The sequence below is a fragment of the Stenotrophomonas sp. genome (genome assembly GCF_032099025.1).
Lineage (GTDB): Bacteria > Pseudomonadota > Gammaproteobacteria > Xanthomonadales > Xanthomonadaceae > Stenotrophomonas.
On sequence record NZ_DAMCID010000010.1, the window covers coordinates 1 to 24,455 of the forward strand.

25 protein-coding genes, 2 tRNA genes and 1 pseudogene are annotated in these 24,455 nt (G+C 67.1%); 12 read left to right on the top strand and 16 right to left on the bottom strand.

Annotated features, from left to right (window positions below):
• The first annotated feature begins 518 nt into the window (after window positions 1–518).
• The 5 genes from yccS to RT456_RS08795 all read left to right on the top strand — a co-directional run bounded on the left by yccS (window position 519) and on the right by RT456_RS08795 (window position 5,893).
• Window positions 519–2,696, top strand: a complete 2,178-nt coding sequence (gene yccS, locus RT456_RS08775) for a YccS family putative transporter (protein ID WP_313345276.1) — start codon at window positions 519–521, stop codon at window positions 2,694–2,696.
• 47 nt (window positions 2,697–2,743) lie between these two features.
• The gene (locus tag RT456_RS08780; RefSeq protein WP_313345279.1) at window positions 2,744–4,633 is read left to right on the top strand and encodes an MFS transporter; all 1,890 of its coding nucleotides are present in this window, start codon (window positions 2,744–2,746) and stop codon (window positions 4,631–4,633) included.
• 163 nt (window positions 4,634–4,796) lie between these two features.
• A complete protein-coding gene (locus tag RT456_RS08785) occupies window positions 4,797–5,087 on the top strand; it encodes a CD225/dispanin family protein (protein ID WP_313345282.1) in 291 nt (96 codons plus the stop codon).
• Window positions 5,088–5,130: 43 nt separating this feature from the next.
• Window positions 5,131–5,409, top strand: a complete 279-nt coding sequence (locus RT456_RS08790; protein WP_313345285.1) for a CD225/dispanin family protein — start codon at window positions 5,131–5,133, stop codon at window positions 5,407–5,409.
• Window positions 5,410–5,473: 64 nt separating this feature from the next.
• Window positions 5,474–5,893, top strand: coding sequence for a DUF2752 domain-containing protein (locus RT456_RS08795; RefSeq protein WP_313345287.1), 420 nt, complete (start codon window positions 5,474–5,476; stop codon window positions 5,891–5,893).
• Here RT456_RS08795 and ampE read toward each other — a convergent pair.
• The 5 genes and pseudogenes from ampE to RT456_RS08820 all read right to left on the bottom strand — a co-directional run bounded on the left by ampE (window position 5,890) and on the right by RT456_RS08820 (window position 9,542).
• The gene (ampE, locus tag RT456_RS08800) at window positions 5,890–6,783 is read right to left on the bottom strand and encodes a regulatory signaling modulator protein AmpE (protein WP_313345289.1); all 894 of its coding nucleotides are present in this window, start codon (window positions 6,781–6,783) and stop codon (window positions 5,890–5,892) included. The two genes, RT456_RS08795 and ampE, sit on opposite strands and share 4 nt — an antisense overlap.
• A gap of 114 nt (window positions 6,784–6,897) precedes the next feature.
• The gene (nudC, locus tag RT456_RS08805; protein ID WP_313345292.1) at window positions 6,898–7,803 is read right to left on the bottom strand and encodes an NAD(+) diphosphatase; all 906 of its coding nucleotides are present in this window, start codon (window positions 7,801–7,803) and stop codon (window positions 6,898–6,900) included.
• A 69-nt stretch (window positions 7,804–7,872) separates the two neighbouring features.
• Window positions 7,873–8,262, bottom strand: a complete 390-nt coding sequence (gene erpA, locus RT456_RS08810; RefSeq protein ID WP_313345295.1) for an iron-sulfur cluster insertion protein ErpA — start codon at window positions 8,260–8,262, stop codon at window positions 7,873–7,875.
• A gap of 157 nt (window positions 8,263–8,419) precedes the next feature.
• Window positions 8,420–8,785, bottom strand: a pseudogene (locus RT456_RS08815) (polymer-forming cytoskeletal protein); the annotation flags it as partial.
• A gap of 4 nt (window positions 8,786–8,789) precedes the next feature.
• Window positions 8,790–9,542 (bottom strand): DUF6776 family protein, encoded by a 753-nt coding sequence (locus tag RT456_RS08820; RefSeq protein WP_313345298.1) that lies wholly within the window; start codon window positions 9,540–9,542, stop codon window positions 8,790–8,792.
• 183 nt (window positions 9,543–9,725) lie between these two features.
• Between RT456_RS08820 and RT456_RS08825 the strand changes: the two genes are divergently transcribed.
• The 3 genes from RT456_RS08825 (at window position 9,726) to RT456_RS08835 (ending at window position 14,635) form a co-directional block, all read left to right on the top strand.
• On the top strand, window positions 9,726–10,355 hold the full coding sequence (locus tag RT456_RS08825; RefSeq protein WP_313345301.1) for a DUF4126 domain-containing protein: 630 nt from the start codon (window positions 9,726–9,728) through the stop codon (window positions 10,353–10,355).
• A gap of 75 nt (window positions 10,356–10,430) precedes the next feature.
• Window positions 10,431–12,311 (top strand): EAL domain-containing protein, encoded by a 1,881-nt coding sequence (locus tag RT456_RS08830; RefSeq protein WP_313345304.1) that lies wholly within the window; start codon window positions 10,431–10,433, stop codon window positions 12,309–12,311.
• A gap of 2 nt (window positions 12,312–12,313) precedes the next feature.
• A complete protein-coding gene (locus tag RT456_RS08835) occupies window positions 12,314–14,635 on the top strand; it encodes an ATP-binding protein (RefSeq protein WP_313345306.1) in 2,322 nt (773 codons plus the stop codon).
• A 1-nt stretch (window position 14,636) separates the two neighbouring features.
• Here RT456_RS08835 and bfr read toward each other — a convergent pair whose 3' ends face one another.
• The 4 genes from bfr to RT456_RS08855 all read right to left on the bottom strand — a co-directional run bounded on the left by bfr (window position 14,637) and on the right by RT456_RS08855 (window position 16,011).
• The gene (bfr, locus tag RT456_RS08840; RefSeq protein ID WP_313345308.1) at window positions 14,637–15,107 is read right to left on the bottom strand and encodes a bacterioferritin; all 471 of its coding nucleotides are present in this window, start codon (window positions 15,105–15,107) and stop codon (window positions 14,637–14,639) included.
• Window positions 15,108–15,419: 312 nt separating this feature from the next.
• Entirely contained in the window at window positions 15,420–15,629 is a 210-nt protein-coding gene (locus RT456_RS08845) for a bacterioferritin-associated ferredoxin (protein ID WP_313345311.1), read from the bottom strand.
• 182 nt (window positions 15,630–15,811) lie between these two features.
• Window positions 15,812–15,885 (bottom strand) — tRNA-Gln (locus RT456_RS08850).
• A gap of 49 nt (window positions 15,886–15,934) precedes the next feature.
• Window positions 15,935–16,011: transfer RNA gene (locus tag RT456_RS08855), tRNA-Met, on the bottom strand.
• Window positions 16,012–16,132: 121 nt separating this feature from the next.
• On the opposite strand from RT456_RS08855, the gene RT456_RS08860 reads away from it, so the two are divergent.
• Window positions 16,133–16,768, top strand: coding sequence for an RNA pyrophosphohydrolase (locus tag RT456_RS08860; RefSeq protein ID WP_313345314.1), 636 nt, complete (start codon window positions 16,133–16,135; stop codon window positions 16,766–16,768).
• 100 nt (window positions 16,769–16,868) lie between these two features.
• On the opposite strand, the gene rpsI is transcribed toward RT456_RS08860, so the two are convergent.
• Together rpsI and rplM are read right to left on the bottom strand one after the other, a co-directional pair.
• A complete protein-coding gene (gene rpsI / locus RT456_RS08865) occupies window positions 16,869–17,261 on the bottom strand; it encodes a 30S ribosomal protein S9 (protein WP_017354549.1) in 393 nt (130 codons plus the stop codon).
• Window positions 17,262–17,263: 2 nt separating this feature from the next.
• Window positions 17,264–17,692 carry a 50S ribosomal protein L13 gene (rplM, locus tag RT456_RS08870; RefSeq protein WP_017354548.1) on the bottom strand — a complete coding sequence of 143 codons (429 nt, stop codon included), beginning with the start codon at window positions 17,690–17,692 and terminating at the stop codon, window positions 17,264–17,266.
• 182 nt (window positions 17,693–17,874) lie between these two features.
• On the opposite strand from rplM, the gene coq7 reads away from it, so the two are divergent.
• On the top strand, window positions 17,875–18,519 hold the full coding sequence (coq7, locus tag RT456_RS08875) for a 2-polyprenyl-3-methyl-6-methoxy-1,4-benzoquinone monooxygenase (RefSeq protein WP_313345317.1): 645 nt from the start codon (window positions 17,875–17,877) through the stop codon (window positions 18,517–18,519).
• A gap of 103 nt (window positions 18,520–18,622) precedes the next feature.
• On the opposite strand, the gene RT456_RS08880 is transcribed toward coq7, so the two are convergent.
• The gene (locus RT456_RS08880; protein ID WP_313345320.1) at window positions 18,623–18,940 is read right to left on the bottom strand and encodes a multidrug efflux SMR transporter; all 318 of its coding nucleotides are present in this window, start codon (window positions 18,938–18,940) and stop codon (window positions 18,623–18,625) included.
• A gap of 168 nt (window positions 18,941–19,108) precedes the next feature.
• The gene (speD, locus tag RT456_RS08885; RefSeq protein WP_017354544.1) at window positions 19,109–19,903 is read right to left on the bottom strand and encodes an adenosylmethionine decarboxylase; all 795 of its coding nucleotides are present in this window, start codon (window positions 19,901–19,903) and stop codon (window positions 19,109–19,111) included.
• Window positions 19,904–20,074: 171 nt separating this feature from the next.
• Here speD and crp point away from each other — a divergent pair, with 171 nt between their 5' ends.
• Both crp and RT456_RS08895 read left to right on the top strand, forming a co-directional pair.
• Window positions 20,075–20,740, top strand: coding sequence for a cAMP-activated global transcriptional regulator CRP (gene crp / locus RT456_RS08890; protein WP_313345323.1), 666 nt, complete (start codon window positions 20,075–20,077; stop codon window positions 20,738–20,740).
• A gap of 207 nt (window positions 20,741–20,947) precedes the next feature.
• Complete coding sequence (locus tag RT456_RS08895) at window positions 20,948–21,706, top strand: sulfite exporter TauE/SafE family protein (protein WP_313345325.1); 759 nt, start codon at window positions 20,948–20,950, stop codon at window positions 21,704–21,706.
• 120 nt (window positions 21,707–21,826) lie between these two features.
• Here the strand turns inward: RT456_RS08895 and RT456_RS08900 are convergent, their stop codons facing one another.
• The 3 genes from RT456_RS08900 to trpD all read right to left on the bottom strand — a co-directional run bounded on the left by RT456_RS08900 (window position 21,827) and on the right by trpD (window position 24,445).
• Complete coding sequence (locus RT456_RS08900) at window positions 21,827–22,543, bottom strand: haloacid dehalogenase-like hydrolase (RefSeq protein ID WP_313345327.1); 717 nt, start codon at window positions 22,541–22,543, stop codon at window positions 21,827–21,829.
• Window positions 22,540–23,343: an indole-3-glycerol phosphate synthase TrpC gene (trpC, locus tag RT456_RS08905; protein WP_313345329.1), complete on the bottom strand. Its 804-nt coding sequence runs from the start codon at window positions 23,341–23,343 to the stop codon at window positions 22,540–22,542. Before trpC ends, RT456_RS08900 begins: the two co-directional genes overlap by 4 nt.
• 64 nt (window positions 23,344–23,407) lie before the next feature.
• Entirely contained in the window at window positions 23,408–24,445 is a 1,038-nt protein-coding gene (trpD, locus tag RT456_RS08910) for an anthranilate phosphoribosyltransferase (protein WP_313345332.1), read from the bottom strand.
• Window positions 24,446–24,455 lie beyond the last annotated feature (10 nt).

A 24,455-nucleotide genomic window follows, 5' to 3' on the forward strand; every position in this document is an offset into this window, starting at 1 on the left:
AGCAGCCAGGCAGGGCCTGGCTCTACGGCTTTCCATGGCCGCCGGCACATTGTCGAAGGGTCGGCGGGGGTGGATTTGCGGGACTGTAGAAAACATGGGCCCGGCGCATGCGCCGGGCGGGTTGGGCAGGACGCCCAACCCAGGCCTTGCCGTGTACGCAGGATTGCGTACACGAGCAAGTTTTCTACAAGCCTCCATGGGTGAAGGCGTACGCTTACGAGGCACTGCCTCGTGTACGACTGAACGCACAGCCGCCAGCGGCTGGGCCGGACCGCGGAGCGGGATTCACGGCGTGTCCCGCAAAGCCACACCCGCCGACCCAAACCAGGACCGTTCGCAGACCAAGGCCGTTGCGGTTGCCGTTGCCGTAACGACCAACGGTATGCCGGCCGCTGGCCGGCTCCTCGCACCTGCGACAGTGCACATGAGGAGCCGGCCAGCGGCCGGCACTACCAACCGGCTATGTCGGCTTCACTGCTATGACGCAATAATGAGGCGTCACCGCCCTGCGAGTCCGCATGTCCGCCCGAGAATCCCGCCTGAGTCGCCTGTGGGCACATGAAAAGGCCAGCTATGGCCTGCGGGTGTTCATCGCGCTCTCTGTCGCAATGGGCCTGTGTTGGCACCTCGACCAGCTGCCCGCGCTGCCTGGCGTGTTCTTGGGCATCATCGCCAGCGCCATCGCCGAAACCGACGACAACTGGTGGGGCCGCACCAAGTCCGTTGCGCTCTCGCTGCTGTGCTTCGTGGCCGCCGCTGCCGCTGTGGTCGAATTGTTCGCCTGGCCCTGGCTGTTCATCGCCGCACTGGCACTGTCCACCTTCGGCCTGACCCTGCTCGGTGCCCTGGGCGAACGCTACGCCTCCATCGCCCAGGCCACCGTCACCCTCGCCATCTACACCATGATCGGCCTGGAACAACACGGCGCCGCCGACCGGGCCCAGGCACTCAATGCCGTCAGCCACCTGCTGGCCGGCGCGCTCTGGTATGGCCTGCTTTCCATTCTCTGGACCGCCCTGTTCGCCAACCGCCCCGTGCGCGAGCGCATCGCGCGCCTGTTCGTTGAACTGGGCCGCTACCTGCAGCTCAAGGCCGACCTGTTCGAACCGGTGCGCGAAGCCGATGTGCAGCAGCGCCAGCTCGCCTTGGCCGAACAGAACCGTCGCGTGGTCGAAGCCCTCAACATCGCCAAGACCGCCATCCTCGCCCGCTTCGGCCGATCCGGCCGGCCCGGCGTGCAGTCCGGCCTGTACCTGCGCCTGTACTACATGGCCCAGGACTTCCACGAGCGCGCCAGCTCCTCGCACTACCCCTACGGCGCGCTCACCGAAGCCTTCTTCCACAGCGACGTCCTCTATCGCTGCCAGCGGCTGCTGGCCCTGCAGGGCGAAGCGTGCGCCAACCTCGGCACCGCCATCCGCCTGCGCCGCCCCTTCCAGTACGGCGATCGCACCCGCCAGGCCACCGCCGACCTGACCGACTCGCTCACCTGGCTGCGTGCCCAGCACAACCCCCAATGGCAGCGCCTGCTGTCCTCGCTGGAACTGCTGGGCCACAACCTGCAGAGCATCGAGCGCAGGCTGTCGGAGGCCGCCCAGTCCGAATCCACCCTGGACAACGTCGACACCCGCCTTCGCGATACCAACCCGCACACCCTGCGCGAAATGGGTGTACGCATCCGCCAGCAGCTCACGCCCGGCTCGGTGCTGTTCCGCCACGGCCTGCGCATGGCGCTGGCGCTGGTGGTCGGGTTCGCCGCCATCCGCCTGTTCAACACCCAGAACGGCTCCTGGGTGCTGCTCACCATCGTGTTCGTGTGCCGCCCCAACTTCGGCGCCACCCGCCAGCGCCTGGCGCAACGGATTGCCGGCACCCTGATCGGCCTGGTGCTGACCTGGGCGCTGATGCAGCTGTTCCAGGACCTGCGCATCGAACTGCTGATCGCCCTGCTGTCGGCCCTGCTGTTCTTCTTCACCCGCAACGACCGCTACCTGGTCGCCTCGGCCGCCATCACCGTCATGGCGCTGACCTGCTTCAACCTCATCGGCGATGGCTTCCTGCTGATCTGGCCGCGCCTGGTGGATACCCTGATCGGCTGCGCCATCGCCGCCGCGGCCGCGTTCCTGATCCTGCCCGACTGGCAGGGACGGCGCCTGAACCTGGTGATGGCGCGCGTGCTCGAGCGCTGCGCCGGTTACCTGCAGGCCGTGCTCGGCCAATACGGCAGCGGCATGCAGGACGACCTGGCCTACCGCATCGCACGGCGCGACATGCACAACGCCGACGTGGCCCTGTCCACCGCCCTGTCCAACATGCTGCGCGAGCCCGGCCACGTGCGCCGCAACCTGGATGCCGGGTTCCGCTTCCTGGCCCTGTCCAACACCCTGCTCGGCCACCTGTCCGCGCTGGGCGCCCATCGTGCACAGCTGGACAGCTACGCCCAGGACCCGCTGGCCCGCTCCGGTGGCGAACGCGTGCAGCAGGCCATGCAGCAGATCGCCACGGCCCTGGAGCAGCGTGAACCGGTGGCCGAGGATGGCAACGAGGCCGACCGTGCGCTTGCCGAGCAGCTTGAACAGATTCCCGACGACATGCCCCCGAAGCTGCAGCTGATCCGCACCCAGATGGGCCTGATGCTGCGCCTGCTGCCCAAGCTGCGCGCCGCCGCCAATGAAGCCGCACGTACGTTGGCCTGATCGCCGATTGCCTCATGGTAGGCTGCGCCGGTTCGCAAGGAGTTTCCATGTCCGGCCACAGTCAGTTCGCCCTGCTCCGCCAACGCCGTTTCCTGCCGTTCTTCATCGTCCAGTCCCTGGGCGCGTTCAACGACAACGTGTACCGCCAGGCCATCATCGGCCTGCTGTTCTACCTCGGCGTCAGCCAGGAAGAACAGTCGCTGTACACCACGCTGGCACCGGCGATCTTCATCCTGCCGTACTTCCTGTTCTCCGCCCTGGCCGGGCAGATCGCCGAAAAACTGGAAAAATCGCGCCTGATCGTGATCACCACGACCATGGAGATCGCGATCATGACGCTGGCTGCGGTCGGCTTCCTCACCCAGAGCATGCCGGTCCTGCTGGTGGCGCTGTTCTGCACCGGGTTGCAATCCACCCTGTTCGGGCCGGTCAAGTATTCGGTGCTGCCCTCGGTGCTCAAGCCCGAAGAGCTCACCGGCGGCAACGGCCTGGTCGAGATGGGCACCTCGATGTCGATCCTGACCGGCATGATCAGCGGCGGCATCATCTTCACCCTCGCCGGCAGCTTCGGCCCGGTGGTCGCGGCCACGGCCGTGATCGCGCTGGCCATCGCCGGCAACGTCACCGCGCGCATGATCCCCAAGGTGGATGCCGGCGCGCCGGACCTCAAGATCAACTGGAACCCCATTCCGGAATCGCTGGCCGTGCTGCGCCTGGCCAAGAAGCAGAAGGCCGTGAGCAACGCCATCCTCGGCGTGTCCTGGTTCTGGTTCGTCGGCACCATGCTGACCTCGCAGCTGCCCACCTATGCGGTGGTCAATCTTGGCGGCGAGCCCACGCTGTACATCTTCGCGCTGGCACTGTTCTCGGTCGGCACCGGCGTGGGTTCGCTGCTGTGCGAGAAGCTGTCCGGGCGTACCGTCGAGATCGGGCTGGTGCCGCTGGGCGCGTTCGGCATGACCGCCTTCATGCTGGACCTGTACTTCGCCCGCGCCGGGACAGCGACCAGCGCCGGGCTGAGCGTGGCGGCCTTCGTTGCCGCGCCGGGCAGCGTGCGCATCATCATCGATCTTGTGGGCATCGGCCTGTTCACCGGCTTCTTCGTGGTGCCGCTGTTCGCGCTGATCCAGAGCCGCACGCCCAGGTCGGAAATGTCGCGCGTGTTTGCCGCGCTCAACATCCAGAACTCCGGCTTCATCGTGGCCGCGGCGATGATCGCGCTGGTCACGCAGAAGTTCCTGCACTGGACCATCCCGCAGCTGTTCCTGGCACTGGCGATCGCAAATGCGGTGGTGGCGATCTACATCTTCACCATCGTCCCCGAATTCCTGATGCGGTTCCTCAGCTGGGTGATGGTGCGGGCGCTGTACCGCCTGCGCCCGCACGGGATCGAGGCCAACGTGCCCGACGAGGGCGCCGCCCTGATCGTGTGCAACCACGTCAGCTACATGGATGCACTGATCCTGTCGGCGACGATTCCGCGCCCGGTGCGCTTCGTCATGTACTACAAGATCTTCAACATCCCGGTCATGCGCTGGATCTTCCGCACCGCCAAGGCGATCCCGATCGCCGGCGCACGCGAGAACCCGGCGCTGATGCAGGCCGCATTCGATGAGGTGGACAAGGCGCTGGCCGAGGGCGAGCTGGTCTGCATCTTCCCCGAAGGCGCGCTGACCCGCGACGGCGAGATGGCCGCCTTCAAGTCCGGCGTGGAGAAGATTCTCGAGCGCCGCCCCGTTCCGGTGGTGCCGATGGCGCTGCGCGGCATGTGGGCCAGCATGTGGAGCCGGCGCGACAGCCGGCTGGGCCGCATGCGCGTGCCGCGCCGCATGCGTGCGCACATCGAAGTGATGGCGGGACCCCCGGTCGACGGCGCCACGGCCACCGCCGAGGGTCTGGAAGCCCAGGTGCGTGCACTGCGCGGCGACCGCGGCTGAGGCGTCAGGGGGCGCAGCCGTTCGCACCCGCATGGAACAAATCAATCGCCCCGGCCATGTAAACGCATACATCCCGATGCAACATCGGGTAAATTACCCGCCATAGGGGGTGTCACTCGGCTTTTGGCGATGCCGAGGGACAACCAATGGAATGGAGCAGTACGTGAATCACCCGCCGCCGCATTCTCCATCGGCTGTCGTCGTACCGAACCACCTTGTGTGGGCGATCCTGACGACGCTGTTCTGCTGCCTGCCGATGGGCGTGGTGTCCATCGTGTATGCCTCGCAGGTCGATGGCCGCCGTGCGGCGGGCGACCTGGCAGGCGCATACGAATCGTCGCGCAAGGCAGCGGGGTGGGCGTTGGCATCGGCCCTGGCCGTGCCGGTACTGCTGCTGTTGTGGTTCGGTCTGTTCGGCGGCATTGCCGCGCTGGGCGCTCTTTCCGACCTTTGAAACACCCTTCGTTCAACCCACCCAAGAAAATGGAGCTTCACCCATGAACGCCACTGCCCCGCAAGTCCCCAACAATCTCGTCTGGGCCATCCTGACCACCCTGTTCTGCTGCCTGCCGGCGGGCATCGTGTCGATCGTGTATGCCGCCCAGGTCAACGGCAAGCTGGCCGCCGGTGATATCGCCGGTGCGCAGGAATCCTCGGCCAACGCCAAGAAGTGGGCCATCTGGTCCGCCGGCATCGGTGTCGCTGCCCTGGTGCTGTACATCATCCTGGTCGTGGTGATGGGCGTTGGCGGCGCGATGGGCGGCAGCAGCTACTGATCGCCGCTTGGACGGCCCGGTCCGGTGCCCCTGCGGGGTATCCGGCCCGGGCCGTTCTGCCGTCATGAAGATGCCTTCCCGCACCACCCTGGCGCGCTGGGCGCCACTGGCCATCAGTGCCGGCCTGGCCGCCGGCGCGGCCGTGGTGCTGCGCCATGTCAGCCCCTACGCCAGCAACAGCCCGCTCCCGGGCTGCCCGTTGTATGCGCTGACCGGGCTGTACTGCCCTGGCTGCGGCAGCACGCGCTGCCTGTATTCGCTGGTGCACCTGGATTGGGCCGGCGCGATGGCGATGAACCCGCTGCTGGTCATCTCGCTGCCGTTCCTGCTGCTGATGCTGCTCAACAACGCCGGCCTGCGCATGCGTGCGCTGGACCCGGTGATGCGCGTATTGGCCAACCCCACGTTCTGGCTGGTGCTGCTGGTCGGTTATGCGGTCATGCGCAACCTGCCGTGGATGCCGTTTGCGTTGTTGGCGCCTTAAGTCACCCAGCCGGCAATCACAAGCAGTGCCAGCGCGGCCATCCACAGCAGCAGCATGCGCCAGACCAGGCTCATTGCATCGCGGAGCTCCGGCAGGCGCCGCCACACCGGCACCATGCCCGCGTCGCTGTAATCGTGCGCGTCTTCACGCAGTTCGGCACTGACGCTGGCTCGTGCCACCGCGCCAAGAAACACCGTCGATGCCGCCCAGCGATTGCCGTGCGCTTCGCGCCAGGCCTTGTAGGCCGTATCGAAGTTGCCCACCAGCGCCATCGACAATGACATCAGCTGCGCCACCGGCCACTCCAGCCAGGACAGCACCACGCGCGCGCCTGCCACGGCTTCCACACTGGCCAGCGAACGCATCGGGCCGACTGCCAGCAGCGCGAGCAGGCGGTACGCCAGCGCCCCGACCGGGCCCAGCAACAGGAACCAGAACAGCACCGCGAACCAGCGCCGCAGCGCATTGAGCACGGTCGCCTCCACCAGTGACGGCACATCCTCATGCAGGCTCCCGCCTGCGGACTGCAGGTGCGCAATAGCCACATGGCGGGCCGGCGCATCGTCGGCGTCGATCACCGCCTCCACGTCACGGTCCAGGTCGCGCGGACCCCAGCAGATCACCAGCGTGGCGATGCCCAGCAGCAGGGAGGGAAGCCCAAACAGGCGGTCGTGCAGACCCCACTGCAGCAACGCCAGCAGCAGCACGAACGGCAGCACCGCCAGCACCCAACCCTGGCGCCCGCCCCAAAAGCCGTTCTCGGCGGCGTGTGCATCCAGCCACTGCAGCCAGCGGCGGTACACACCGAACCGGCGCAGCGTCACCGCTGCGGCAGGCGCCACATGGCCCAGGGCCAGGGCGACCAGCACGGCGACGAGGGTGGTGAACATGAATGCCTCCGGCTCGGTTTCTGGCGGCTACTATGCCTTGCGGCCCGGCAATTCCCCGGGCCGTAGGTAATGTATGCCGCCCCGTGTTCAGGCAGCGGCAACACGGCGTACCGCTCAGCCCATCTGGCTGCGGTACCAGTGTTCGATCAGACTGCGTGAAATCGAGATCGGCGGGGACAGGCGGATGCCGATCCCGTCATCGTCGACGTCGCGGGCCAGCGCCGCGCCCACTTCGTCGGCTGTGAACCAGCGCGCGTCCTCCAGCTCACCGTCCACCGTGGGAACATCGTCCTCGGCGGTGGCGCTGAAGCCGAGCATCAACGCACCGGGGAACGGCCACGGCTGGGTGCCCAGGTAACGGCAGGCGCGGACCCGCACCTTGCTCTCTTCGAAGACCTCGCGCACCACGGTCTGTTCCAGCGACTCACCGGGTTCGACGAAGCCGGCCAGCACCGAGTAGCGGCGCGGGGCCCAGTTCGCCTGTCGCCCGAGCAGCAGCCGGCCATTGTTCTCCACCGCCACGATCACCGCCGGATCGACGCGCGGGTAGTGCTCGATGTTGCACTGCCCGCAGCGGCCGATGAAGCCACCCCGGGTGAAGGTCACCGCACCGCCGCAGACACCACAGAAGCGCGTGCGCGATTGCCAGTACGACATGCCGCGTGCATAGCAGAACGCGCTGGCATCGGCGGCCGACCAGGTGCTGGCCGACTCGCGCAGGTCCACGCGCTGCGGGGCGCTGACGTCGATGGCGCCGGATTCAATCGAGAACCACGCCTGCGGGCCACGCAGGCCCAGGAAGATGGCCGTGCCCGGCCCCCCGCCCAGCTGTTCGCCGGTCAAGGCCAGCGGCTGGCCGTCCTCGCCGGCCAGCGCGCGGCCGTCCGGATCAAGGACCAGCACATGCGCCTGCGGCCACAGGTGCAACAACGCCTCGGCGTCATCGCGCAGCGTGTCGGCGCGTTCAAGGGGATCGGTGGTGAAGGCGAAACCGCTCAGCGGCAGGGGAAATCTGGACATCCCCGAAGCCTGCCCACATTCATCGGCAGTAGCAAGCGGCAGCGCCCGTGAGAAACGCCGCCGTGCCGGTTACATGCTGAAACTGCTGCCGCAACCGCAGGTGGTCTTCGCGTTCGGATTGCGGATCACGAACTGCGCACCGGTCAGACTCTCGGTGTAGTCCACCTCGGCACCCATCAGGTACTGCAGGCTGAGCGGATCGACCAGCAGGGTGACCCCGCTGGTGTCCACGGCCAGGTCATCCTCGGCGCGGTTCTCGTCGAACTCGAAGCCGTACTGGAAGCCCGAACAGCCGCCGCCCTGGATATACACGCGCAGCGCAAGCGAGGTACTGGCCTCGTCCTGGATCAGTTCCTTGACCTTGGCCGCAGCGGCCTCGGTGAAATTGAGGGGACGGTCCAACGACTGGTAGTTCGGCGCGGCGACAGGGGCGCCGGGCAGGGAAACAAGCGTGCTCATGCCCCCAGCATGGGGGTGCATGGGCACGCTTTCAAGCGTCGGGCGTTCAGGCCATGGCGTCGGCAAGCTTCTTGCGCGCGTTGCCGTCCTTGCCGTCCTTGCCGTCCTTGCCGCTGGCGGCGGCATCCTCGGCCGGCGGCGGCAGCGCCATCTGGGCCGCGCCGTGGATCAGGCGGCCGGTCAGCTGGGCGCCGGCGTTCATCTCCACCACCTGGTAGTGGATGTTGCCGTTGACCCGCGCGGTCGGGGTCAGTTCAACCCGCTCGGTCGCATGCACATCGCCGTCCAGGCGGCCACTGATGACCACCACCTGGGCGCGGATCTCTCCCTCGATCGCCCCCTGCTCGGCAAGGGTCAGGGTGGCATTGGCCGCGCCCTCCTGGGCAATCACCTTGCCCAGGATCGTGCCTTCCACGTACAGGCCGCCGCTGAATTCCACGTCGCCCCGGATCACCACCTGCGCGCCAATGAGCGCGTCCACGACCAGATGACCGTCGCGATTGGATTTATTGCTGCCAAACATGGGCTTACTCCCCTTCTTTTGCCGTTGCTGCAGCCGGTGCTCCGGCCTGCTTCCAATCGAATACCTGGGTGGCGCCCCCCGCACCGGATCCCAGCGTGACCCGCACACGTTGCGGGGTGAAGTCCTTGGGCAGCATGACGCTGCCGGTGAGCTGCTGGAAGTACCGGAAGGAATATTCCTGGCCCGGCACCTTGGTGCGCTGGTGCAGCTCGTCCCAGCTGACCGAAGTCAACTTGCCACCTTTGACGCCCTCGACCGTGAAGCGCATCTGGCCTTGGCTGATTGCCCCCCGGTTGAGGTTCTGGGTCAGCACCACGGCGTACTGCCAGGTGCCGCCGGCTTCCGGCGAGAACTCGATGGAATGGGTGTTCAGGCCCTTGCGCTGGCTGGTGGCCCCCACCAGCCGCTCATAGAAGGCCACGTCGGCGCGCAGGCCGGCGATCTCCTCGTCGCGCTCGCTCAGCGAACTCTGCACCTCGTTGTTGGCGGCGCGGCTGATCCGGTCGGAGGCCTGCAGGGTGGCCTGCCGCTGCTGCAGCTCGACGACCTGCTTCTGCAGGGTGTCGCCGCGCGCTTCGGCCGCATCCAGCTCACGACCGACGTCGCCACCGGGGCTGCCCAGCCACCGGCCGAGCAGCACCGCCAGGACCAGCGTGGCCAGCCACACGCCGCCCAGGATCAGCAGGCGGCGGCGATCGGGCGCGGCCGGCGTGCCGGGACGGCGGATCTGGATCCGGGAAGGTGTCGGGTTGTTCATGGCGATTTCCGCGGCAGCGTCCTCTGGACGATACCGACACGGCCCTGTCGGAACGAGCGACTGGCTAGTGTAAGTCAGGGTTGGCACATTTTTCGCCCCGGAGGGCCTGCCGGGCAGTAGCGTTCATGGACGCCATCCCCGATAGTGTGGGCCTGTGCACACTTTGTCGCCGGAGCGCCTGCCATGACCGAGGCCCACCTGTTCGTGATTGGCATCCTGCTGGCCTGGCTGGCGGGCATCCGCGTGTACCTCACCGTGTTCGGGGTCGGCCTGGCCGGGCTGCTGGGCTGGGTCGAGCTGCCGCCCGCGCTGCAGGCCACCGAGTCCTGGTGGGTGCTGGGCACCTCGGCGGCGCTGGCCATTACCGAATTCTTCGCCGACAAGATTCCCGGCGTGGACTCGGCCTGGGACCTGGTGCAGACCCTGGCCCGTGTTCCGGCGGGCGCCTTCCTGGCGGCCGCCACGCTGTCACCCAATGGTGAGCTGAGCGGCACCGCGCTGGCTGCCGGCGCCGGGGTGGCGCTGGCCAGCCACGGATTGAAGTCCGGTACCCGTGCCCTGCTCAACACGTCGCCCGAACCCGCCAGCAACTGGGTGGCCTCGGCCGCCGAGGACACCGTGGTGGTAGGCGGCCTGGCGCTGGCGCTGGCGCACCCCTGGATCGCGCTGGTGCTGGTGGTGGCCTGCAGCCTGGTCGGCGCGCTGGTGGTCTGGCTGGTCTGGCGCACGCTGTGGAAAGGCATGCGCTGGTTGTTGCGGCAGCCGGCGGGCAAGGCGGGGGCCCTGCCCGACCGCGATGCCTTGCCACCGTAACGCCGTAAAGGCAGTGCGGGTCACGACCAACGGTCGCGACCTGCCGCATAATTGCGCCGCAGACTGGGAGTACTGATGGCCGTTCACGACAACGCTGTTGCATCCGCCCGCGCCACCCGCGCCGAGACCCCGCCCGCCGACCACTGGCAGCGTTGGGTCGATCCGACTGCGCCCGTTGCCGCGGCGGCGCCCAGCAATGTGGTGCCGCTCAATACGGCTGCGGCGGTCGCCGCGCCCATGCCCTTGCCGCCACAGCTGCCCCCGGCGCAGTGGCAGGACGACGCCGCGCCGCTGCCGCTGGGCAGTGACGCGCCGTACCGCGTGCTGATCGTCGAGGATGACCGCTCACAGGCACTGTTCGCGCAGAGCGTGCTGCATGGCGCCGGCATGGAAGCCATCGTGCACAGCGAAGCCGAGGGCGTGCAGCAGGTCATCAACGAACACCGCCCCGACCTGATCCTGATGGACCTGCACCTGCCCGGCCTGGATGGCATGCGGCTGACTGCGCTGATCCGCCAGCAGCCGGGCCAGCAGCTGCTGCCGATTGTCTTCCTCAGCGGCGATCCGGACCCGGAGCGTCAGTTCGAGGTGCTCGACAGCGGCGCCGACGATTTCCTGAGCAAGCCGATCCGCCCACGCCACCTGATCGCGGCGGTGTCCAACCGGATCCGTCGCGCCCGCGCCCAGGCGGCCACCCAGCAGGGTGCGCACGGCGCGCCGGCCATGAACAACCCCGAGACCGGCCTGCCCACCCGCCACCACGTGATGCAGCAGCTGACCGCGTCGCTGGCGCACCGCGACCACGGCGGCCTGTTCTTCATCGAAGTGGCCAGCGCGCTTGGCCTGCGCGAACGCTACGGGTATGCCGCGTTTGAACGGCTGATGGTCCAGGCCGCGCAGCGCCTGGCCGAGACCGCGCATCCCCACCTGCTGGCGCGGTTGAACGACAACAGCTTCCTGGTGCTCGCCCGCGGCGTCGACGAGGAGTCGCTGGACGCGGTCGCGCACAACCTGCGCGACCAGCTGTCGGCGCGCGCCTTCGTGATCCGCGATGAGGAATCGGTGCACCTGCGCGGCGTGGTGGGCCATGCCCGGCTGTCGGGCGGGTTCGGCGATGCCGGCACGGCGTTGGAGGCGGTTGAGCGCACCACGCTGCAGGCGCGCCTGCTGTCCTCCGGCGTGGCCGCGCACGTGCATCGCGAAGAGGTTGCCGCGCAGGAACACCTGGCGCTGCTGGAAGGACAGCTGGAGCCGGCCTACCAGCCGATCGTCGCCGTGGCCGGTGGCAACACCGCGCAGTACCAGGTGCTGCTGCGCCTGCGCCAGGCCGATGGCAGCGTGCTCAACGCAGGCCAGGTCATTCCTGCGGCCGAAGCCGCCGGCCGCATCGCCGACCTCGACCAGCAGGTCCTGGACCACGCTCTCGGCCTGCTCGACCTGTACCAGCACGCCACCCAGCCGCTGAGTCTGTTCGTGTCGCAGTCGCTGCGCACGCTGGCCCGCGATGCCTTTGCCGACTGGCTGCTGGAAACCCTGCAGCAGCGCGGACTGCCGGGCAGCGCGCTGGTCATCGATGTGCGCCTGCCGGACGCGCTGATCCACACCGTCACCCTGCAGCAGTTCTGCACGCGCATGAGCGCGGCGGGCGTCCGCTTCTGCCTGAGCCAGTTCGAACCGGGGGCCGAAGCCAATGCACTGCTCGGTCAGCTGCCGCTGGCGTTCGTGCGCATGGCCGCGCGGTTCTCAAGCAGCCACGCCAACCAGCAGACCCGCGATGAGCTGCGCGGCGCGATCGACGCGGCACACCGCGCGGGCGCGCTCATCATCGGCCAACAGATCGAGGATCCGCAGGCGGCGGCCGCGATGTGGATGGGCGGCGTGGACTTCATCCAGGGCAACATGGTGCAGTCCGCCGGGAGCGAACTGAACTTCGACTTCCATACCGCGGTGCTCTGAACATGGCGGCCCACGGACGGGTTCCCTTCACGCTGTGGCTGGCGGCGATCACGGCCGCGCTTGCGGCCACCTCCAGCGCCATGGCACTGGCCGGCGCCAACGGTCCGTGGACCGCCATTGCCGTCGGCACCGCTACGGTCGGAGTGGTCGCCACCCTCGTCGGCGTGAGCCGCTGGCGCGAGCTGCAGGCCCGCCTGGCCCTGCTGCAGCGACGCAGCGAAGCGCTGGCCGGCGAACGCGATCACCTGCAACGCGCCGTGCAGCAACAGGACATGCTGGAACAGGAGCTGCTGCAGGCCAAGCAGGCCGCCGAGGCCGCTGCCCTGGCCAAGGGCGAGTTCCTGGCCACGATGAGCCACGAGATCCGCACCCCGCTCAACGGCATCCTGCCGATGCTCGACCTGATCGCAGGCGGCCAGCTCGGCACCGACCAGCGGCAGATGCTGCAGACCGCCACGGTCAGTTCGCAGCAGCTGCTGCGGATCGTCGACGACATCCTCGATTACTCCCGTCTGGAGGCCAAGGGCCTGGACCTGGAGATCACCACCTTCAACCTGCGCGAGCTGCTCGAGGGCCTGGTCCAGCTGATGCAGCGCAGTGCCGAGGCCAAGGGCCTGGCGGTGTCGCTAGAGCTCGACCCGGCGGTCCGGCTGTCGGTGCGCGGCGATCCGGTGCGGCTGCGCCAGGTGCTGGGCAACCTGCTGGTGAACGCGATCAAGTTCACCGAACGTGGCCAGATCCGCCTCCGCGTCACCCGCCAGGGCGAGACGGCCACCGAGCACCAGCTGCGTTTCGAAGTGATCGACACCGGCATCGGCATCGACGGCAGCCTGCAGGCGCGCCTGTTCCAGTCCTTCAGCCAGGCCGACGCCTCCACGACCCGCATCTACGGCGGCACCGGCCTGGGCCTGGCCATCTGCAAGCGCATCATCGACCTCATGCACGGCAACATCGGGGTCAGTTCGACCCCGCGCCACGGGTCCACGTTCTGGTTCGAAATCCCGCTGCTCAAGGTGGCCGGCGACCTGCCCACGGCGCCGATCACCACCCGCGCGCTGCTGGTCAGCGAAGACCCGCTGCTGGTACAGCGCCTGCAGCGTGTGCTGCAGCACCACGACATCCGCCTGCACACGGTGGACAGCGCATCGTCCGCGCTGGACATCCTGCGTGCGCCGGTGCGCCCGGGCGTCGAGCCCGACCTGGTCTGGGTGATCGCCGATACGCACGCGCTGCGCCACGGTGCCACCGCCCTGCACCGCGCGGTGCTGCACGATCCGCGCAGCCCAAGCCCGCGCCTGCTCTGGCTGCAGGGCGACGAGCCGCTGGCCGCGCTGCTGGAACAGAACGCCCACCGGCTGCCACGCCAGGCCGGCGACGCCGACCTGCACGCCCTGCTGCGCCCGGTCGTCGCCAGCGCGCGACCCGCGCCGCTGCTGGCCAGCGTGGACGCACACAGTGGGCCGGTGGAGGCCCCGCAGCTTGGCCTGCGCCTGCTGCTGGTCGAAGACAACAGCGTCAACCTGCTGGTGGCGCAGCGCCTGCTGCAGGTACTGGGCTGCACCGTCACCACCGCCACCGACGGCGAGCAGGGCCTGCAGGAGATGCAGGCGCAGCGTTTCGACCTGGTGCTGATGGACTGCCAGATGCCGGTGCTGGACGGCTACACCGCCACGCGCCGCTGGCGTGAGGCGGAGGCCAGCCGCGGCGGCTCGCGCCTGCCGATCGTGGCGATGACCGCCAACGCGATGGCCGGCGACCGCGAGCGCTGCCTGCAGGCTGGCATGGATGACTACCTGTCCAAACCGGTCAACCGCGAATCGCTGCAGGCCTGCCTGCTGCGCTGGCAGTTCAAGATGGAAGACAACGCGGCCGCCGCCCACCGCGCGCCCGCGCTGCAGCAGCGCACGCCGCGGCCACCGCCGCTGCCGCCGGTGGTGATGGACGACGGCAATGAGGAAACCGTCTCCATCGTGCTCGATACGGGCGTGCTGGATGAGCTGCAGGACGTGATCGGCGCGGAGACCGCGAACATCATCGCCGTGTTCCTGGAAGACACGCCGGTGCTGATCCGGCAGATGCAGGATGCCTCGGTCGCGGCGGACCTGGACCAGCTGCGCGCGTTGGCGCACAGCCTCAAATCGGCCAGTGCCAATGTCGGTGCGGTCGCGTTGTCGCTGGCGGCGCGCCGGATCGAACACGACGCACGCGCGGGCACGCTGGAGCGCCCGGCCGTAGCGGTGGCGCTGCTGATCGCCGAGTACGCACGTGCGCGGTTGGCGCTGGCCGGCTACCAGGCCGGCGTGCGCGCCACCGCGCCGCAGTAACTCACTCTTCCAGCTTGGTGAGCAGGTAGTTCGGCTCGCCGATGCGTTCGATCAGCTCAAGCTGGGTTTCCAGCCAGTCGATGTGCTCTTCCTCGTTCTCGAGGATCTTCACGAACAGCTGGCGGCTGACGTAATCCGCAATCGAGTCGGCGTAGGCCACGGCCTCGCGCAGCGTCACCACGCCCTCGCGCTCCAGCGCCAGGTCGCACTGCAGGATCTCGAGGGGGTTCTCGCCGATGCGCAGCTTGCCCAGCGCCTGGAAGTTCGGCAGTCCCTCAAGGAACAGAATGCGATCGGACAGCACGTCGGCGTGCTTCATCTCCTCGATCGATTCCTTGTACTCGTGTTCGGCAAGTTCCTTCAGACCCCAGTTCTTCAGCATCTTGGCGTGCAGGAAGTACTGGTTGATCGCGGTCAGCTCGTTGTAGAGGACCTTGTTGAGGAATTCGATGACCTTGGCGTCGCCCTTCATGACCGTGCTCCTGCAGCGTGAAAACGCCGGCACTGTAGCGCGTCCCCAGGAAAGATGAGGGAACGCGAATCATGATCGGTACGCCCCGGCGTTCCGGGTGGCTGGTCGCGACGCCCTCAGGGGCGCGGAAATGTTCCGGTGACGCCAACCGGACGGCAACGTTCCGGTGACGCCGACTGGACGGAAATGGTCCGTGACGCCGACTGGGTAGAGCCGACTGTTAGTCGGCTGGCCGTTCGCGTGGACGTGCGGGAAGAGCAGCCGACTAACAGTCGGCTCTACCCAGCCGGCTCTACGCAGCCGGTTCGTCTGTCAGGCGACCTGCGCCAGGCCCAGTACGGGCAGCGGCAGGTCGTGGGTGTTGCGGGCCTTGGCCAGCAGGTCCGCCGCCATGTCCAGGCAGGACCCACAGGTGGCGCCGCAACCGGTGCGCATGGTCAGCTCGGACACGCTGGCGACACCGCTCAGGGCGGCCTCGCGGATCTGGTGGTCGGTTACCCCATTGCAGATGCAGACGTACACGTGCGGACTCGGCAGACAGGCCATATCGGCCTTTGGCTATTCCAATCGAAACGCGAATCGTTGTCAATTTCGTATCTGAATCATTCTCGATACGGTTCAGCGTGCGTGGCCAAGGACCCGCGTGAAGACCGCCGCCGGAAACAAAAAAAAGGCCGATCTTTCGATCGGCCTTCTTTCGTGTTTGGCTGCCCCGGATGGATTCGAACCACCGATGCCTGAGTCAGAGTCAGGTGCCTTACCGCTTGGCTACGGGGCAAAATGCGCGTGCAATTGTTGCACTTTTTCACTAGAAAACCAAGCGAACTTGGTGGCTATGGGTGGACTCGAACCACCGACCCCAGCATTATGAGTGCTGTGCTCTAACCGGCTGAGCTACATAGCCCTAGTGAGCCGGTAATTCTGGAGATGTAAACAGAATCTGTCAACACCTTTTCATCACGCTTGTGACTGGACACCGAGCGTGTCACAGTCCTGACCAGTAGATTTTTCTAGGAGTCCGCATCGTGATCGATCCGGACGGCTATCGACCGAACGTCGGCATCGTGCTGATGCGGCAGGACGGGCAGGTGTTCTGGGCACGACGAGTGCGCCGGGATGGCTGGCAGTTCCCGCAGGGCGGCATGAATACCGACGAGACGCCTGTCGAAGCCATGTATCGAGAGTTGCACGAGGAAACCGGGTTGTTGCCTGAGCATGTTGAAGTGCTTGGCGCGACACCCGGCTGGCTGCGCTATCGCCTGCCGGCCCGTGCCATCCGCCGCAATGAGCGGCAGGTCTGCATCGGCCAGAAGCAGGTGTGGTTCCTGCTGCGGCTGTCTGGCGACGAATCCCATGTGAAGCTGGACCACACCGACAGCCCCGAGTTCGATCAGTGGCGCTGGGTGGACTTCTGGTACCCGGTGGAGCACGTGGTGATGTTCAAGCGTGGCGTCTACGCGCGCGCGCTTCGCCACTTGGCGCCCTTGGCACGCGGCATCGCCGGCACCGGTGTGGAATCCATGCCCAAGTCGGCCCAGGAAGCCTGGATGCCCGGGCACACGGCCGGGCACGACCGCCCGCGCAAGCGCGCGCCGGCACCCAAGCGCGGCGGCGGCTACTGGCCGCGCAGCAAGACCAAGGGCGAGCCCGGGGCGGTGTAAGCCCCCGCGCCACCGCAGAAACGACAAAAGCCCGGCCGAAGCCGGGCTTTTGCGTTCCTCCCAGCGGGATCCCGAGGGATCCCACGCCAGGCGCGATGGATCAGCGCTTGGAGAACTGGGTGGCGCGACGTGCCTTGTGCAGGCCGACCTTCTTACGCTCGACTTCACGGGCGTCACGGGTCATGAAGCCAGCCTTGCGCAGCTCGGACTTCAGGGTTTCGTCGTACTCGACCAGTGCACGGGCGATGCCCAGACGGATCGCACCGGCCTGGCCGGTGGTGCCGCCGCCAGCGGCGGTGACCATGATGTCGAACGATTCGGTGTTCTTGGTCAGTTCCAGCGGCTGACGCACGATCATGCGTGCAGTCTCACGGCCAAAGAACTCGTCCAGCGGACGGCCGTTGACGGTGATGTTGCCGGCGCCCTTGCGCAGGAACACGCGGGCGGTGGAGGACTTGCGGCGGCCGGTGCCGTAGTTTTGCGTGATAGCCATGATTAGATATCCAGAACCTGAGGCTGCTGAGCGGCGTGCGGGTGCTCGGAACCCGAGTACACCTTGAGCTTGCGGTACATGGCGCGGCCCAGCGGGCCCTTCGGCAGCATGCCCTTGACGGCGGTCTCGATGACACGCTCCGGGTGGCGCTCGAGCGCCTGGGCCAGAGTTTCGGTCTTCAGGTTGCCGATGTAGCCAGTGAAGCGGTGGTACAGCTTGTCCTGCAGCTTGTTGCCGGTGACGGCAATCTTTTCTGCATTGATGACAACCAGGTAATCACCGGTATCAACGTGGGGGGTGTAGACCGGCTTGTGCTTGCCGCGCAGACGGCGGGCCAGCTCGGTGGACAGACGGCCCAGCGTCTTGCCGGAAGCGTCGACGAGATACCAGTCGCGCTGGACGGTCTCGGACTTTGCAGTGAAAGTGCTCATGAAAGAACTCAAGTAGGTCGGGCTCATTACGGCCTTGAAGCGGCCGGAACTCTGCCACGCGTTGTGAAGAGGCGGGATTGTACTGGCCATCCGGCGCACATGCAAGTTGGCCCCGGTGGCGGGTTGGCAGGCCGGTCCCGGGGGGCGAGAATCGACCCTCCCCCGCCGCGATGCCTGCCCGCATGACCGCGTTCCGCCAGATCACTCCGCTCGACCACCTGCTCACCGAGGCCCAGCGTGCACTGGACACGGTGTTCGGCAACCCGCCGGCCAGCCGCCCCTACCCGGCCGAGGCGACCCCGGACGTGCAGATGCCCGACCCGGCCCGCCGCCATGCGGCCGGCCTGATGCGGATCAACCATGTCGGCGAGGTCTGCGCACAGGGCCTGTACTTCGGCCAGGCCGCGGTTGCCCGGGAGCCGGAAACCCGCGCGCACCTGCTCGAGGCCGCCCAGGAAGAAACCGATCACCTGGCCTGGTGCGCGCAACGCCTGCGCGAACTGGACAGCCGCCCCAGCCTGTTCAACCCGATCTGGTATGCCGGCAGCTACACCATCGGCACCCTGGCCGGGCTGCGCGGCGACGGCTGGAACCTGGGCTTCGTGGTGGAAACCGAGCGCCAGGTCGAGGCGCACCTGGATGAGCACCTCGACACCCTGCCCCCGGTCGACCAGCGCAGCCGCGAGATCCTGAAGGTGATGAAGATCGACGAGGCCCGCCACGCCGATCATGCCGAGCACGCCGGCGCACGGAAGCTGCCATTCCCGATCCCAGGCGTGATGGCCTTGGCGTCCAAGGTCATGAAGACCATCGCGTACCGCCTTTAAGCCGTCACCGCGCCGGTTGCATCTGGGGAAAAGCCCCCAGATTCGGGGGGGGCCCGCGGTTCGCGCAGCGAACCGTGGGAGTGCCAGCGCGAATGCGATGGCGTTACCCCGAAACGAGCTTCAGGCCGATCACACCGGCCACGATCAGGCCAATGCAGGCCAGGCGCGGCGCCGAGGCGCTGTCGCCAAACAGGAAGATGCCCAGCACCGCCACGCCCAGCGCGCCGATGCCGGTCCAGATCGCGTAGCCGGTACCCACCGGGATGGTGCGCAGGGCCTGGGTGAGCAGGTACAGGCTGATGCCGGCCGAGATGAGGGTGGCCACCGTGGGCCAGGGCTTGCTGAAGCCGTCGCTGTACTTGAGGCCGAGCGCGAAGCCGATTTCAAACAGGCCGGCGAACAGCAGGTAGATCCAGGGCATGGGTTTGCCTCCTAAACAAAAACAAAACGGCCCGGTGTCTTCACACCGGACCGTCGTCGGTAACGTGCCGTGGAACATTAATTCTGCGCAAAACAGATGTTCCACAGGGCGGGACGTCCCGCCTTGTGCAGCACCGCCCGGGCCAGGCCCGGGCGGGTGTCATGGCTCTTACTCGGACAGATTGCGGCCGTGGAACAGCTCTTCGATCTCGCGCTTGAGCAGCGCTTCGATCTTCATGCGTTCCTTGAACGAGATGTTCTTGGCCTTTTCCTCGAACAGGTACTGGTCCAGGTCGAAGTCCTTCAGGTGCATCTTCGTGTGGAAGATGTTTTCCTGATAGACGTTGACGTCGAACATCTCGTAACGCGACTTGATGTTCTTGGCCAGGAAGTTCTGGATCGAGTTGATCTTGTGATCGATGTAGTGCTTCTTGCCCTTCACGTCACGGGTGAAGCCACGGACGCGGTAGTCCATGATCACGATGTCCGATTCCAGACTCTCGATCAGATAGTTCAGCGCCTTCAGCGGCGAAATCACGCCACAGGTAGCCACATCGATGTCCGCGCGGAACGTTGCGATGCCTTCCTGCGGGTGGGTTTCGGGGTAGGTATGGACCGTGATGTGGCTCTTGTCCATGTGCGCTACCACGGCGTCGGAGATCAACTCCTTGCCCGCCAGCTTCTTGTCGATCACCGGTTCTTCGGAGATCAGGATCGTCACCGAAGCGCCCTGCGGATCGTAGTCCTGGCGCGCGACGTTGAGGATGTTGGCGCCGATGATCTCGGCGACATCGGTCAAGATCTGAGTCAGCCTATCGGCGTTGTACTCTTCATCGATGTATTCAATGTAACGCTGACGCTCCTCTTCGGTGCGGGCGTAACACACGTCATAGATGTTGAAGCTCAGCGCCTTGGTGAGGTTGTTGAAACCCTGCAACCTCAGGCGAGGCAACGGCTTGACCACGGCGGTCGATCCTGTGTGTGGTGGGAAAGGATCAATTATGGGGCAAAGTGATCGAGGGCGAAACTTGCATTGAAACAAGTTGCTGTGTTGGGGTTTGCCCTTAACAACCCTGATCGTTAAGCTCGCGGCATATAGCCGTGAATTGTTCATGAGCAAAGGGAGCGCCTCAACGTGTCATCTGTGCGCCTTGCCACGAGTCCATTGGCCCTGGACATCGCCACCATTGATCGCTTTCTAGCCCACAGCCACCGTCGCCGCTATCCGGCCCGCACCGACGTTTTCCGGCCTGGGGACCCCGCCGGCACGCTGTACTACGTCATCAGCGGCTCGGTCTCAATAATTGCTGAAGAAGAAGACGACCGTGAGCTGGTCCTGGGCTACTTCGGCTCCGGCGAGTTCGTCGGCGAGATGGGCCTGTTCGTTGAATCGGACCGCCGCGAGGTCATCCTGCGCACCCGGACCCCCTGCGAGCTGGCCGAAATCAGTTACGAGCGGCTGCACCAGCTGTTCCTGGGCCCGCTGTCGGCCGATGCCCCGCGCCTGCTGTACGCGCTGGGGCAGCAGATCTCCAAGCGCCTGCTGGACACCAGCCGCAAGGCCAGCCGCCTGGCGTTCCTGGACGTCACCGACCGGATCGTGCGCACCCTGCACGACCTGGCCCGCGAACCGGAGGCCATGAGCCACCCGCAGGGCACCCAGCTGCGCGTCTCCCGGCAGGAGCTGGCCCGCCTGGTCGGCTGCTCGCGTGAAATGGCCGGCCGCGTGCTCAAGAAGCTGCAGAGCGACGGGCTGCTGCATGCCCGTGGCAAGACCGTCGTTCTTTACGGCACGCGGTAAGCGCCGGCGCGGTGCGCCGTCACCCCACCCACGGTATGCCCACCCTCCTGGCGGGCACCCTTCGGGCCGTCGCCATGCGACGTTGGCAACGGCTCCTGCCGTTCCCTTGGGGTGCTACCCCTTCGTAGTCCTGGAGGCCGGTAGGTGACAACCGTTGGTTGTCACGCCGTATCGCGGCCTTCACCGTTACCGGCTAGGCTGGGGAACATGGCACCTGGCAGCGAATTCTACTGGTTCATCCTGATCGGGCTTGGCGCGCAGCTCGTGGACGGCGCGCTGGGCATGGCGTTCGGGCTCGTCTCGTCCTCGGTGATGCTCAGCATGGGCCTGCCGCCGGCGGCGGTCAGCGCCAGCGTGCACACCGCCGAGGTGTTCACCACCGGCGCGTCGGGGGTTTCGCACCTGGCGGCCGGCAATGTGGACCGGCGGTTGTTCCTGCGCCTGGCCCTGCCTGGCGCGGTCGGCGGAATCGTTGGCGCCTATGTGCTCACCCAGCTGCCGGGCGACGCCATCCGACCCTTCATCTACGCCTATCTGCTGATCCTGGCGATCTTCATCCTGCTGCGCGCGGCGGGACGGCTGGTACCGCGGCAGGAAGTGAAGCGGGTGCCGGTGCTGGGCTTCTTCGCGGGCCTGCTCGACGCCAGCGGCGGCGGCGGCTGGGGGCCGGTAGCCACCTCCACCTTGTTGGCCCGCGGCGGCCAGGCCCGGACCACCATCGGCACGGTCAATGCAGCCGAGTTCGTGGTGACCCTGGCGGTCTCGATCACCTTCCTGCTCTCGATGGGCCTGCAGTACCTGAACATCGTGGCCGGCCTGATGATCGGCGGCATGATGGCCGCCCCGCTGGCGGCCGTGCTGGTGAAGCGGGTGAAGGAGCGCTGGGTGCTGGTGGCGGTGGGCGTGCTGGTGCTCTCGATCAGCCTGTTCCAGATCAGCCGCGCCCTGCACGCCTGGTGGTCGTAGTGCCGGCCGCTGGCCGGCTCCTCGGTCAAGATGAAGTCCCGCGCGTACTGCCGGCCGCTGGCCGGCTCCTCGGTCAAGATGAAGTCCCGCGCGTCATCGGAGCTGCAGATTTCCGCCCCGTCAGGCCTTGTCCCCGCCCCGATCCACACAACCCCAGTTGAGGATGCGCGTCCCCGGCTTCAGCACCTGGCGGAAATAAGCCACGCGCGACACCTTCGGGTTCACCACCACCGGCTCCTTCGCCGCCAGCAGCAGCGGCAGGTCGGCGGTGCTGTCCGAGTAGGCCACGTCGATGTCGCCATAGCCGCGCTCGCGCAGCATGCGCATCTTCTCTTCGTTGTGGCAGTGGCGGGTGGCCCCCACCGCACCGAAGCGCGGCCCCACCTCGCTGCCGATCACCGGCACGCCCTGGTGGGCGACGAACGCCAGGATGGCGCGGGCCAGCTCCGGCGGCGCGCCCGTGGCCACCACCACGCGGTCGCCCTGCGCGCGATGCGCCGCGAAGACGGCCAGCGCCTGCGGCAACAGCTTAGCGCGCAGCTGCGCCTCGTGCTTGAGCACGTAGGCGTCGATGACCCGGTTGAAGTCGCGCGCGCGGTGCAACCCGAAGGTGGCGATCCAGACATAGGCCGAGATGCCGCGGCGCCGCGTCGGCAGCATCGCCACCAGCGGCCCGGCGATGGGCGTGACCAGCAGCGCCGCCAGCAACCGCAGCGGATTGCGCTTGATCAGCGACGCGAACAGGTGGCTGCCGGAATCGCCGTCGTAGAGGGTGTGGTCGAAATCGAAGACCACCAGCGGCGCGTCATCACGCGGAGTCGGGTAGATCGCAGTCATGCGCTGAAGAATAGCTGACGCAGGCCCTCGCCGGGTTCTTCCACCCGCATGAAGGCTTCGCCCACCAGGAAGGCATGCACGCCTGCGTTACGCATCAGCGTGACGTCGTCCGGGCCCAGGATGCCGCTTTCGGTGACCAGCAGGCGGTCGCGCGGCACCGCCTGACGCATGTCCAGGGTGGTCTGCAGCGACACCTCGAAGGTGCGCAGGTTGCGGTTGTTGATGCCGATCAACGGCACCGGCACCTGGATGGCACGCTCAAGCTCGTCGATGTCATGCACCTCCACCAGCACGTCCATGCCCAGCTGCATGGCCAGGTCCGACAGTTCGGCCAGCTGGCGGTCATCCAGCGCGGCCACGATCAGCAGGATGCAGTCCGCGCCCAGCACGCGGGCTTCGTAGACCTGGTAGGCATCGATCACGAAGTCCTTGCGCAGCACCGGCAGGGTGCATGCCTCGCGCGCCTGCTGCAGGTAGGCATCCGACCCCTGGAAGAAATCGACGTCGGTCAGCACCGACAGGCAGCTGGCACCGCCGAACTCGTAGCTGACCGCGATATCGGCCGGGTGGAAGTCCGGGCGGATCACGCCCTTGGAGGGGCTGGCCTTCTTCACCTCGGCAATCACCGCCGGGTTGCCGGCCCTGATCGAGGCCTGCAGCGCGTCGGCGAAACCGCGCACGGGCGAGGCATCGGCCAGGCGGGCCTGCAGCGCTTCCAGGGGTACCCGGGCACGGCGCTCGGCCACTTCGACGGCCTTGCGGGCCAGGATGGTCTCGAGGATGTCGCTCTTGTCGCTCATGTCGTTCGGGGTCCTTCAGGGCGGCCATTATCGGCCAGCCACGGGCAATGCGTGAAGGCGGGGCTCAGCCCGCGGTGCGGATACGGCGGGTGGCGTCGACGTATTCCTGCATGCGCTGGCGCGCGCTGCCGTCGGCAATGGCCGCGCGGGCGCGAGCCAGGCCGTCGGCGATGCTGCTCGCCACGCCGGCCACGTACAGCGCCGCGCCGGCATTGAGCGCCACGATGTCCAGTGCCGGGCCGGGCTGGTTGTCCAGCACCCCGCGCAGCATGGCGATGGATTCTTCCGGGTCGCTCACTTTCAGGTTGCGGCTGGCGGACATGGCAATGCCGAAGTCCTCCGGATGGATCTCGTATTCGCGCACCTTGCCATCGCGCAGCTCGCCCACCAGGGTGCCGGCGCCCAGCGAGATCTCATCCATGTTGTCGCGCCCCCACACCACCATGGCGCGCTCGGCACCCAGTTCGCGCAGCACGCGCGCCTGGATGCCGACCAGGTCCGGATGGAACACGCCCATCAGCACGTTGGTGGCGCCGACCGGATTGGTCAGCGGGCCGAGGATGTTGAAAATGGTGCGCACGCCCATCTCGCGACGCACCGGCGCCACCACCTTCATCGCCGGGTGGTGCATCGGCGCGAACATGAAGCCGATACCGGTTTCGCTGATCGCACGCGCCACTTCTTCCGGACGCAGTTCGATGATCGCGCCCAGCGCTTCTACCGCATCGGCGCTGCCGGACTTTGACGAGACGCTGCGGTTGCCGTGCTTGGCTACCTTGGCCCCGGCCGCAGCGACCACGAACATGGCGCAGGTGGAAATGTTGAACGTATGCGAGCCGTCGCCGCCGGTGCCGACGATATCGATCAGATGGGTGCGGTCCTCAACCGGCACGGCCAGTGCCAGCTCGCGCATCACCGTGGCCGCGCCGGCGATCTCACCCACGGTTTCCTTCTTCACCCGCAGGCCGGTGAGGATCGCGGCGGTCATCACCGGCGAGACTTCACCGCGCATCACCTGGCGCATCAGGTCGACCATCTCGTCGAAGAAAATCTCGCGGTGCTCGATCGTGCGTTGCAGGGCTTCCTGGGGGGAGAAGGTCATGCGCGGGGTT